An 11,884-nucleotide genomic window follows, 5' to 3' on the forward strand; every position below is an offset into this window, starting at 1 on the left:
ACCGCCCCTCGCTCCCACAGATGGGACATGGGCGCCCGCCCGCGAGGGACGAGGGCAATGACCTCTCGCTTTAGCCGGGGCGCTGGCGAGCCAGGAAGGCCTCCACGTCCGCTCGCGTGGGCATGGCGGGCATCGTCCCCGCCCGGGTGACGGCCAGTGCCCCGGCCGCGTTGGCGAAGCGCACCGCCTCCGGGAGAGGCCTTCCCTCCGCCATCGCCACCACCAGGGCCCCGCTGAAGGCATCCCCCGCGCCGGTGGTGTCCACCACATCCACCGGGAAGCTGGGGATCCGTTCGATTCCCTCTCGCGTGGCCAGTAGCGCTCCGGCCGCCCCTCGCTTGAGCACCACCGCCTGAGGGCCGGCGGCCAACAGCTCGCGAGCGGCAGCCTCCGCCCCCGCGTCATCCTCCACCGGATGGCCCACCAGAGTGGCAGCCTCCAACGCGTTGGGCGAGATCACCGTCGCCTGCCCCCACACGTCCGGCCCATAAGGGCGCGGCGGTCCTGCATCCACGACGACGGGCACCCCATGTGCGTGGGCAGCGCGGATGGCGGCGGCCACGGTCGCCTCCGGCACCTCGAAGTTGACCAGCATGGCATCCAGGCGATCCCAGTGAGGCGCCAGCCCGGCCTCCACATGTTCGGGCAACAGCCGATTATTGGCCCCGATGACGACCAGGATCGTGTTCTCGCCCTCGTCGTCCACCATGATGAAGGCCACGCCGGTCTGCGCCTCTGGATCGATCCCCACGGCGTCGGTGTCCACCCCCTCGGCGCGCAGCGCGGCCAGCTCGTTGTGGCCGAAGTCGTCATCTCCCACGCGGCCGACGAGGATGGTTTGCGCCCCCAGCCGGGCGGCGGCCACGGCCGCGTTGGCCCCCTTGCCGCCGGGGCCGATCTGCAGGCGATGGGCCAGGATGTTCTCGCCACGCCGAGGCAGGCGCGGCGTAAAGACGGCCAGATCCGTGATGATGCTGCCCACAACGGCGATCGTTGGCATGGGTCCCCTCCTGATCGTGTTCGAGCGCGCCATCCTGCCGAATTATACAACACGGCGGTTGACCCGTCTACGGGACGCCGCTCCGCTCGCTTTCCCGGCACGAACGGCCGATGTATAATCACGGCACATTCGCGAGGGGGAAGCCCACTGTGGAAGATCTCGCTACCGATCTGCCCGCCCTGCACGCCCAGATCGCCGCCTGCGATCGCTGCCGGACGGCCGGCTACTTTGTCGAGCGCGCGCCGGTGGTCGCCGGCCCCGCCTCGGCCCGGATCGTCGTCATAGGCCAGGCGCCCGCGAAGGCCGCCAACACGGTGGACGGGCTCCCCTTCTCCGGCGCGGCCGGACGGCGCCTCTTCACCTGGCTACAGCGCGCCGGATGGGATGAGGCGACCTTCCGGTCCCTTGCCTACTTCACGGCGGTCACCAAGTGCTATCCGGGGCCGGGAGCGAACGGCAAAGGGGACCGGGCCCCCTCCCGGCGAGAGCAGGAACTGTGCCGGCCGTTCCTGGAGGCCGAATTTCGCATTTTGCGTCCTCATCTGGTACTGCCCGTAGGGCGGCTGGCCATCGAGCAGTTCGTGCCCGGCCGTTTCGTCCTGGCAGACGTCGTCGGGCGGAGTTTCCAGGCGGGCGCGGAGTCGCTGGCCCCGGACGCGTGGATCGTGCCGTTGCCCCACCCATCGGGGGCCAGCCTGTGGTTGAACCGGCCTGAGCACCGGCGGCTGGTGGATCAAGCGATCACGAAGATCGCCGAATTACGCCAAGCTTTGATCTGAAGCAACTGCAGGATCGGGAGGCGAACATGGAGATTCGGGTGCAACAGGGGAACATCGCTCAGCAGGCGGCCGACCTGCTGGTCGTCAATTTGTTCGAGGGGGTCACACAGCCCGGCGGAGCCACCGGGGCGGTGGACAAGGCCCTCGAGGGCGCCATCAGCGAGGTGATCGCCGCCGGGGATTTCAAGGGCGAGCGAGATAGCAGCGTCGTGCTGTATACCCGCGGCGCGATCCCGGCACCGCGAGTGCTGGTGGTAGGCCTGGGCCCCGCCGAGAAATTCGACCTGAACGAGGCGCGCCGGGCGGCCGCGGTGGCGGCCAAACGAGCTCGCGACCTGGGGGTGAAGGAGATCGCCACCATCGTGCACGGCGGCGGGATCGGCGGGCTGGCGCTGGATGAGGCCGCTCAGGCGGTGGCGGAGGGCAGCGTCCTGGCTCTGTATCGCTTCCGCAGGCACGCGCCCGATCCGGGCGAGGACGAGGGTCCCCAGCGGATCACGCTGGTGGAGTTCGACGCAAGCAAGGTGCCCGATGTGGAGGCTGGGGCCGAGCGCGGCCGGATCATCGCCGAGGCGACGTGTCTCGCCCGCGACCTGGTGAACGAGCCCGCCAACTATCTGACGCCCACCATCATGGCCGAGCGGGCGGACGAGATGGCCCGCTCCGTCGGGCTGCGCTGCACGATCCTGGACGAGGACCAGATGCGCGACCTGGGGATGGGATTGCTGCTAGGGGTGGCCGCCGGTTCCGATGAGCCGCCTCGGTTCATCATCCTGGAGCACAACGCCGAGCGCACGGACCTCCCCACCATCGTGTTGGCAGGCAAAGGGATCACCTTCGACTCGGGCGGGATCAGCCTGAAGCGAAGCGAGGACATGTGGCGCATGAAGGGGGACATGGGAGGCGCCGCGGCCGTAATCGGCGCCATGCAGGCCGTCGCCCAGCTCGATCTTCCGCTGCGCGTGATCGGGCTGGCACCGTGCACGGAGAACCTGCCCAGCGGGCACGCCATCAGGCCGGGCGACGTGCTCACCGGGATGACGGGCAGGACGGTGGAGATCATCAGCACGGATGCGGAGGGACGGCTGATCCTGGCCGACGCGCTGGCCTACGCGGACCGATATAGGCCCCAGGCCGTGGTGGATCTCGCCACGCTGACGGGGGCCATCGGTGTGGCCTTGGGAAAACAGGCGGCCGGGTTATTCGCCAACGACGATGGCCTAGCCGAGCGTCTGTTGCGGGCGGCGGATCTCAGCGGCGAGCGCCTGTGGCGCATGCCGTTGTACGAGGAGTACAAAGAGGTCATCAAGAGCGAGGTGGCCGAGGTCAAGAACTCCGGCGGCCGGTTCGGGGGCGTGGGAGCCAGTGCGAAGTTCCTCGAGCACTTCACCACCGGCTATCCCTGGGCGCACCTGGACATCGCCTCGATGACGATGACCGATGAGGCATCCCCGCTGGGGCCCAAGGGGGCCACCGGCTATGGGGTCCGTCTCCTCGCGCAATTCCTGAGGGGTTGGGCGGGCTCCTGAGTCAATCCATCTCCTCATAAAAAGGCGGGAGGCTTTGCAAAGCCTCCCGCCTGCGCGAGCGCGGTCCCAATAAAGCCGCTTCTCGTCGTTCTCAGCCGGGGATCGCCTGGCCGGCCTGATCGTTATGGCGGTTCCGAAGGAGGTAGGCGACGACTCCTAGCACGGAGACGGCCGAGCCCACCGCCGCCGCGCCAAGCATCCATTGTCGCCGTGACACCCGGACGTGACGTCGGGCAAGGGCCCGCTGTGTCTGCTTCCGCTGAGCGGCCTGAATCAGGCCCTGATGCAAATGTTCCCGATAACTCGGCCGCGGACGGACCGGTTTGAGGGTGGCCGCGAGGACATCGGTCAACTCCATCAGAGACCGTGCTTCGTCTGCCAGTTCGGGGGGCAGGGCCGACGGTGAGATCGCCTGAGATTCGCCGCGAACCAGGCCGTCGGCGTACTTATTCAACCAATCGACCAACACTTGTGCGCTCCTTCCACGCATAACCTACTCCTGCCAGTCTCGCTCGCCCTCCCAACGAGCCGAACCTGCCGCATCCTCGGGGGGTGTCCCCCGACTGGCATCGAGCCCCGCCCCTCAAAAGCCGCGTGACCGTAAATCATCACGCAGCGCAATCAGCGTTCGATGATACAGGGATTTGATCGCGCCCTCCGTCCTCCCCATGATGCGTCCGATCTCGGCATTGGACAGCCGTTCCCCGAACTTCAAGATCAGGAGCTGCTGTCGATCGGGAGGGAGGCGCCGAATCGCCTCCAGCAGAGCCTCCTGCGCCTCGTTCCGCTCTACCTCATGTTCCGGGCTGCTACCGGGCGCCGAGAGCCGTAACAATCCATCCAGCGAGATCATCCGATGTCGACTTCGATCACGGTGCCAGTTGGCTACCAGGTTATGAGCGATGCGATACAGCCAGGCCGAAAAGGGCAAACCACGATCCACGTACCGATCGATGTGATCCAGCGCCCGGAAGAACGTGCGCGCCGTCAGATCCTCGGCGTCGTGGTGATTGCCGATTCGGTAGTATATGTAATTATAGATTCGATCCACATACCGCTCGTAGAGCTGTCCAAAGGCCTCTGGATCGACCTTGGCGCGCTCCACCAGCCGGGATTCGCTCTCGTCTCGTGACACGATTGGGTCCTGATCCGGCCCCCTGGCGTGTCGACGATCACACATCATACAACACCGAAGGGCCAAGGAAGTTGCGTGGGGTACCGTGCAGTGGGAAGCGATCACCCATTGCGGGGGGAGTATAACGCAGAAGGCTGGCCCGGTCAATCGCGCCAGCCCTCTAGAGATGCACGCTTTTCATGTGGAAGTCGGATTCATTCCCCGAACGCCCCGGATCCCGATGTCCGGAGGCCAGGGTCAACCCTCCTCCTCCGGAAGAGCGGGCGTCATCGCGACCCCCACCACCTTGGGGCCCACGTGTGTGCCCAACACCGGCCCCAACTGGCCCACGTAGATGCGGGCGCAGTTGATCCGCTCCTGAACCTGCTTCGCCACACGCTCCGCGTCCTGGGGGGCGCTGCTATGGAGCACCCCCACATGATAGGCGTACTCCGTCTGCTTCGATCGCTCCACGGCGATCTCGACCAGGCGATCCAACGCCTTCCGGCGGGTACGCACACGCTCCACCGGTTCCACACGTCCGCCCTCCACGGTCAGCAGCGGCTTGATATTCAGCAGGGTTCCCACGAGGGCCTGTGCGCCCCCGATCCGCCCGCCCATCTGCAGGTACTTCAGCGTGTCCACGATGAACAGGATGGAAGTCAGCGGAAGCAACCGCTCCACCCGGCGCGTGATCTGCTCGCGCGTCGCCCCGGCCAACGCCATGCGGGCCGCCTCCTCAGCGACCAGGCCCAGGGCCAGGGAGGTGGTGCGCGAGTCGATCACCGTGATAGGGGCATCAGGCATGGCTTCCTTGGCCATGATGGCGGAAGTGTAGGTACCGCTCAGATCAGATGAGATCACGATGCAAACGACCTCATCGCCAGCCTGGACGGCCGCCTCGAAGACCTTCTGGAAATCGCTGGGAGGGGGCTGTGAGGTCGTCGGCAGCGTCGGGCTGGACACCAGCCGCTCGAAGAACTCATCCGAGGTGATGTCGATGCCGTCCAGCAAGACATCCTGGTCGAAGATCACCCGCAGGGGCACGATTTGGATGCCGAGTTCTTCAGCGACATCCCGGGGTATGTCACTGGTAGAATCCGTAACGATCCGAACCATGATCTCTCCTCCGTATCTGTAAGTCGCGGGGACATTCCGGGCACGCGCGCGGAGAGCCCCCAGGATGGACGCGCACTACATAACACCGTTGGAATGATCGTGCGGGTTTAGGCCGGTCGTTGGCGGCCGGCCAGGATGTGGATCGCTTCCTGCAGGAATTCGGAGAGGCGCCGTTGACTCTCTTCGTTCAGCCCGTGGATGGCTTTCTGATAGCGCTGAACGTTCGCGTACAGCGTCTCCAGCAGATGACGATCAGAGGTCATGTTCAACGTGGAGCCCAGGCTGAGTCCCGCCAGCGTGCCAAGCCCGATCTCGTCCGCCACCAGAAGCCCGGACAGCACGTCGACCAAGCTAGTGTCGGCGATCCGGGAGCGCACGCGAGCCAGATTGATCAGCAGAGCCGCGGTCATCTCCGCGCAGAACAGGAGCGGACGACGACGTTCAGGCAGGTGCCGCAGGAGATCCCGCAGCAAATCCCCGTATCCGGACTGACTCGTCTCCCGGAGCCGCTCCAGAATCCGCTCGGTGAAGGAGGACCATTCCTCCGGAGCGGCGTTGTACCCCTCAGAATCCTCTTGGAACGCGACGTCCCGGCGGGCGGGGAGGAACAGCACGCGAGGACGGCCGGGGCCGCCGCCGCGCGCCTCCAGCACATATAGGGAGCGGGCCATGCCCTTCTCCTCCAATACCTTGAGCATATCGTACGCGGAGAAGGGGCTGACCCCCAGGCTGGCGGCCACCTCGGTATAGTGTACCGGGCCGCCTCGCTCGCGGGCCAGATGCTCCAGCTCGGCCAGAAACGCACGCTGGCGAGGCGTCAGCTGGGACATCGCCGTCACCCATCAATACGCGCCGCGGCCGCGCAGGACGACGCCGATGGTCTTCCAGAGGATACGCAGATCGAGCAAGGGGGAGTAGTGTTGGATATAGTAGAGATCGTCTTCGGTGTGCAGATGCATAGCGCGATCGCTGCGACCATTCACCTGCCACCATCCGGTGATGCCAGGAGGCACCGCAAACCGCTTATGCTGCCAGGACTCATACTGGTGAACCAGCCAGGGCAATTCCGGGCGTGGCCCCACCAGGCTCATCTCTCCCTTCACCACGTTGAAAAGCTGGGGCAGTTCGTCCAGGCTGGTGCGACGCAGGAACCGGCCCACCCGGGTCACCCGCGGATCATCGCGGCGCTTGTACAGGATCCTCCCCTCCTCATCGCGCTGGATCACCTCATGCAGACGCCGCTCGGCGTCGACGTACATGGAACGGAACTTGTAGATCCAGAACAGCCGGCCGTTCTCTCCCACACGCTGCTGCTTGAAGATGGCCGGCCCGGGGGAGTCGATCCGGATCGCGATGGCGATGGCCAGCATCAGCGGGCTACACAACACGAGCACGACGCTGGCGATGGCCAGATCCAATGCCCGCTTGACCAGGCGATTAAACCCGCTGATAGCCGGGTCTCGCAGGCCGATGAGGGGAATGCCGTTCAGGTCCTCGATGGTCGCCCGATAGAAGGCCAGGTCCATCAGATCAGGCACGACCCGCACCTGCACCGGCAGCGATTGCAGTTCCAGCACCAGTTGCTCGATGAAACGGTGGGCGCGCAGCGGGAGGGCAAAGATCACCTCATCGACCTGTTGCTCCTGGACCAGGCGGGGCACATCTCGCACCGTGCCCAAGACGGTGGCGCCGGCGAGCTCCCGCCCCTGCTTGGCCGGGTCGTCGTCCACATAGCCGATCAGATGACACCCGTGCCAGCTGGTCTCCCTCAGGCGCGCGGCCACCTCCCGCCCCACCTTCCCCGCCCCCACGATCAGGACGCGAGGCACCCGTCGGTGCCCATTGGTCCGCCGGAGGATCACCCGGAGGATCAGATGGAACGCGACCAGGAGGAGCAGATCGAACGTGGCGAAGTAGAGGAAAAGCCGCCGGGGGACATCCCGATAGGAGAGGTAGAGGACACCGGCCAGCACCAGAGAGGCCAACCCCACCCCTGTGACGATGGCCTGGAGCTCCCCTACCACGCGCCAGGTGCGCCGGGCGTCGTACAGGCCCACCAGACTCAACAGGATGGGCCACAGGATGGCGACGACCAGGTAGATAGGCACGGGAATGCGGACGTGAATGGGGGACAATCGCACCCCCCAGGGGATGTGGTAGCGTGCCTGGGAGGCGAGGAGGAGAGCCACCAGGGAGAGCAGAACATCCGAGCACAGAAGGAAGAGAAGGTAATTGGTGCTGTATTGTCTGCGCATGGGCCCTCACTCTTCTTTCAGGATAGCTGCTGTGCCGCGGCCCTTACACACCGCGGGATTGTAAACATCTACAAGCGCCAGCCGCTCGCGGCGCCCGAAGCAGCATAACATGAAAGAACACATCGCTTTCCATTATACCATATGTCACTGCCCAGGTTAAACGGGTAACGGCATGGGGATATCCAAAATGAAAGGCGAGCCAGGCGGGTGGAGGGCGAACACCAAGAGGGTTCCATTGGGAGGATACGCCCCTCAAAGCTCCCCGCCGCATCTCCACCGAAATTGAGTGCCTACTCATGAGGGGAAAACTCCCCAAGCTCTCGCCTTTCGGCCATGGCGAGCGCCCGGCGCACCACGGCCAGGGTGTCCGATCGCAGGGCATACTCGCCCAACCGCCCCGGGGCGACCCACTCCGCCGCCTCGATATCCGAGGCCGGGCGGACGATGCCACCTATAACGTACGCCAGGTAATCGAGCACCACGTAGTGAAAGCGCACCCGTCCGGCCTCATCGCGCACGACCGGCTCGAAAACCCCCAGCAGGGGGCCCACCCGGACCTGAATGCCGCACTCCTCGAGCACCTCCCGGCGCACGGCGTCCACCAGCGGCTCGCCGAGTTCCACCAGGCCACCGGGCAGCGACCATTCGCCCCGACGGGGCGGATGGCTGCGACGCACCAGGAGCACATGCCGGTCGTCCCGCACGACCACGGCCCCCACCCCCACCAGCGGATGCTCCGGGTACTCACGCCTCAAGGGTCTGGTCCTCCTCATCGCCGCTGGCATACGGCCAGCTCCACTCATTCGCCCACCGCTCGATGATGGGGATCACCTCCGGCAGCTCTCGAATGACAGCGTCCGGGACAACCGAACCGGTTTTGGGCCCCGTCCCCGTCCTGGCAACCAGATCGGCCCACACAGCCCACATCTGGGCGCCCTGCGCCCCGGCGATGTCCGCCTCCAGATCGTCCCCCACCATCACCGCCTCATAGCCCAAGACGTCCAGGCGGTCCAACGCCATCTGAAAGATCTCCGCCCGGGGCTTACGCCATTTCGCCGCGGCGGACGTGAGCGCCAGGGTGAGATAGGGCCGCAGGCCAAACCGGTCGATCTCCCCCTGGATCAGCCGATCGCTCGTGGCGTTGGAAATGACCCCCAATCGATATCCGCTGCGATGCAGGGCGGCCAACGTCTCCCGGGCCCCAGGGATCAGCCTCCGGCTCTCCCTCTCGGGCTCGAAGAACACGTCGATCGCCCGTTGGATCAGCTCTCGGGGCACATCGCGATACCCGTGGATCTGCAGAAGAAAGGCCAACGTATCCTCGGCCGTGTATTCCTCCTGCTCCTGGATCGCTTTCTGCCAGGCAAAACGCCGAGCTGCCAGCCAATGCTCGGAGAAATCCGTGGGCAAGGAGAAACCCTGGGCGCGCAGCCATGCGGCCATGCGGTCCGCCCCCTCTGCGGCAAGCTCCTCCCATGGGCGTTCTACCGTCGTGAGCGTGTCTCCAAAGTCGAAGAACACGACCTGCACGGCGCGGCGTTCCTTTGGCACGAAAAGCCTCCCCGCTCCAACCCGCTCACACGCGACAATCGGGCCGTTCTCTTCGCGGCCCGAAGCCCATCGGTGAGGAGATAACGAGCGACAAACGGATGGGATGAAAGGTTCGCGGCTATTCTAAAGGGGGTTCAACGTTCCGTCAAAGCTGGAGAGCGTCCACAGGGGAGCTTCCAGATCTCCCTCGGCCCCTTGAAGCCCCTGATAGAGGGCGAAGGCGATCCGGAACTGTTCGACGGATTCCGTCAGGGCGCCATCTGCGGCGTATACATCGCCCAGGTAGGAGCGAACGACGGCCTCGGACTGAAGATCACCGATGCGGTGGAACACCTCAGCGCTCTGAGTGAAGCAATGGCGAGCCGCCGCAAGGTCCTGGCGGTCCCGCTCGATCAGCCCGAGGATTTTCCACATCAGGGCGCAGCCCGCGATGTCCGCCAGCTGTTCCCGTATCCGCAGGCTGCACTGGCACAGGGCACGCGCCTGATCCAGATCCCGCTCCCGCCAGTGTAGCAGGGCAAGCAGGAAGGCGATGTCCGCCTCCAACAAAGGCTCCTGTGCCTCTCGAGCCGCCGTCAAAGCCCGCCCGGCGATCTCCAGGGCCTCCTCGCGGTTCCCCAGGTGCTCCTCCACCCACGCCATGTGAAGCCCGATCACCCCCTCCACGCGGGTGTCCGAGGTTTCCGCGATCGATCTCAGAGCCTGCCGCAGCGCGGCCATAGCTTGCTCGTACTCGCCGAGGGCGCTCAGGCTGCGCGCGATGTGCACCCGGATCAAGGCCCGCCGGGAGGGAGAGCGGGCGCTCCCCAGGGCGGCGTGAAGATGTTCCAGGGCCGCCCGATGATCACCCAACCGGGCGTTCACCTCCCCCAACGACTCGTGAACCGTCGTCTGGGCCCGCGGGTCCCCGACAACCACCGCCAGTGAGAGGGCGCTCCAGTAGAGATCACGAGCCTCCCGCAGGGCGAAGAGGCGCCGGGCCCACGCCCCCGCCATCATCTTGTAGCTCAGGGCCTGCTCGGGCTGCTCGCTCATCTCATAATGCCGGGCCAGCATAGCAGCCATCGCCTCCAGAAAGCCCTGATGCCGATCCTCCAGGCACTTCCCCGCTCTCGCGTGCAGGGCTTTTCGGCGCTCCTCCTCCAACATCTCGTAGGCGACGCGAACCAGGGACTTATCCACGACCACGTACCGATTCGCGTTGTTGAGGAGGATCTCCTGCTCCACCAGCCACCGGGCCATCTCCGCAACCCGCCCCCGATCCATCTGGGAGACGGTGGCCAGCAGATCCTCATCCGCCTCGATCCCCAGGACCGCGATCGCCTCCAACACGCGCCGCGCATCCCCCTCCATGCGGGAAAGGAGCAGCTCATTGCTCTCCCGCAGGCTTCGAGGGACGGCCTCCGGGATGCCGCCGCTCGTGTGCAGCCGCGCCAGGGCGGCCAGAAACGCGGGAACTCCCACCGTCTGGGCTCCCCACGTCTCGGGGGAGATCTCCAGATCAGGCCACATCGTCTTCATCAGCTGCTGAGCGGTCTGGATCTCCAGCGGCTGCAGTTTGAGCCGACGCAACCCTCCCAGCCGCAGCAGGTGGACGCGAAGGCGGCGCAAGGGATGGGCCTGGTCCACCTCCTCCGGGCGATAACTCCCCACCAACAGCACAGGCCATGATCGCAACCGCCTGTACGCCGCCAGGCGCAGCTCCAGTGTGGCCGTGTCGGCCCAATGCAGATCATCGAAGATCAGAACCACAGGAGTATTCCGGGCGATGATCTGCAGGCTCTGCACAACACCTTCATGGATCTGCCCAGGCGTGAAGACCCCGCTGGACGGCATGCGCAAGGACGGCTTCTCGACGTAATCCGCCAACTCCGGAACGAGCCGGAGCAGCACGGGGAACCAGGGCTGTGCCCGCAGGAACTCGCAGATGGCCGTGATCTCCGCGGTCCCCAGCGTGTTCAGGAGCATGCGAAGCACGCGCAGGACCACCCCATAGGGGACGCCGGCCTCGGCCTCTTGACAGGCCGCATACAGGACCATTGCCCCCTGGCTTTCCACCCAGGACTGGAACGACCGCAGCAGGTGCGTTTTGCCAAGCCCCGCCTCCCCCTCCACCAGGATCACGGAGGCATGGCCTCTCAACGCCGCGGCGTAATGCTCCTGCAGGAAGGCAAGCTCTCTCTCCCGCCCTATGAGCGGCCGACCGGTCTGATATGGAAACTGCGGAGTCCCCATCATGATCCTGTCCGGGGAACGATTACACACGTGATCCGGATGAGGCAGGCTGGCAGGCATGGTCATTGACATCCTACGGTGCTAGGGATGGTATCCGCCAGAAACACGTGCAACCGGGACCGCAACGCACCTTTGGCCTTTATCTCCCAATCACCCCACCGGGGAGATGTGGGGCCCTCCAGAACACGTCCCGACGTGTGGGCAAAGGATCTCGTCGTACGGATCGTGAGGTTCAAGCCCTCTTGTAACTGCCTGCATCTATGGATGACGTTCTTGATCGTTCTTGGACGCGCGATTTTTTG

The 11,884-nt window shown here is 65.5% G+C and carries 11 protein-coding genes; 2 read left to right on the top strand and 9 right to left on the bottom strand.

Annotation, left to right across the window (positions count from 1 at the left end):
• Positions 1-70: 70 nt before the first annotated feature.
• Positions 71-1,033 carry a ribokinase gene (locus GXP39_05195; GenBank protein NOZ27434.1) on the bottom strand — a complete coding sequence of 321 codons (963 nt, stop codon included), beginning with the start codon at positions 1,031-1,033 and terminating at the stop codon, positions 71-73.
• A 116-nt stretch (positions 1,034-1,149) separates the two neighbouring features.
• Between GXP39_05195 and GXP39_05200 the strand changes: the two genes are divergently transcribed.
• Together GXP39_05200 and GXP39_05205 are read left to right on the top strand one after the other, a co-directional pair.
• Entirely contained in the window at positions 1,150-1,779 is a 630-nt protein-coding gene (locus GXP39_05200; GenBank protein NOZ27435.1) for a uracil-DNA glycosylase, read from the top strand.
• Positions 1,780-1,805: 26 nt separating this feature from the next.
• Positions 1,806-3,308, top strand: a complete 1,503-nt coding sequence (locus tag GXP39_05205; protein NOZ27436.1) for a leucyl aminopeptidase — start codon at positions 1,806-1,808, stop codon at positions 3,306-3,308.
• 91 nt (positions 3,309-3,399) lie between these two features.
• On the opposite strand, the gene GXP39_05210 is transcribed toward GXP39_05205, so the two are convergent.
• The 8 genes from GXP39_05210 to GXP39_05245 form a co-directional block, all read right to left on the bottom strand.
• Entirely contained in the window at positions 3,400-3,798 is a 399-nt protein-coding gene (locus tag GXP39_05210; protein ID NOZ27437.1) for a hypothetical protein, read from the bottom strand.
• Between the two features lie 93 nt (positions 3,799-3,891).
• On the bottom strand, positions 3,892-4,443 hold the full coding sequence (locus tag GXP39_05215; GenBank protein ID NOZ27438.1) for a sigma-70 family RNA polymerase sigma factor: 552 nt from the start codon (positions 4,441-4,443) through the stop codon (positions 3,892-3,894).
• 237 nt (positions 4,444-4,680) lie between these two features.
• Positions 4,681-5,541 carry a DegV family protein gene (locus GXP39_05220; protein NOZ27439.1) on the bottom strand — a complete coding sequence of 287 codons (861 nt, stop codon included), beginning with the start codon at positions 5,539-5,541 and terminating at the stop codon, positions 4,681-4,683.
• 107 nt (positions 5,542-5,648) lie between these two features.
• A complete protein-coding gene (locus GXP39_05225; GenBank protein ID NOZ27440.1) occupies positions 5,649-6,371 on the bottom strand; it encodes a hypothetical protein in 723 nt (240 codons plus the stop codon).
• A 12-nt stretch (positions 6,372-6,383) separates the two neighbouring features.
• On the bottom strand, positions 6,384-7,796 hold the full coding sequence (locus tag GXP39_05230; protein NOZ27441.1) for an undecaprenyl-phosphate glucose phosphotransferase: 1,413 nt from the start codon (positions 7,794-7,796) through the stop codon (positions 6,384-6,386).
• 290 nt (positions 7,797-8,086) lie between these two features.
• Positions 8,087-8,569, bottom strand: coding sequence for an NUDIX hydrolase (locus tag GXP39_05235; GenBank protein NOZ27442.1), 483 nt, complete (start codon positions 8,567-8,569; stop codon positions 8,087-8,089).
• Positions 8,541-9,347, bottom strand: coding sequence for an HAD family hydrolase (locus tag GXP39_05240; protein NOZ27443.1), 807 nt, complete (start codon positions 9,345-9,347; stop codon positions 8,541-8,543). Before GXP39_05240 ends, GXP39_05235 begins: the two co-directional genes overlap by 29 nt.
• A 123-nt stretch (positions 9,348-9,470) precedes the next feature.
• Positions 9,471-11,585, bottom strand: a complete 2,115-nt coding sequence (locus tag GXP39_05245) for an AAA family ATPase (protein ID NOZ27444.1) — start codon at positions 11,583-11,585, stop codon at positions 9,471-9,473.
• Between the last annotated feature and the right edge of the window lie 299 nt (positions 11,586-11,884).

The organism is Chloroflexota bacterium (assembly GCA_013152435.1).
In the GTDB taxonomy this organism is placed as follows: Bacteria; Chloroflexota; Anaerolineae; order DUEN01; family DUEN01; genus DUEN01.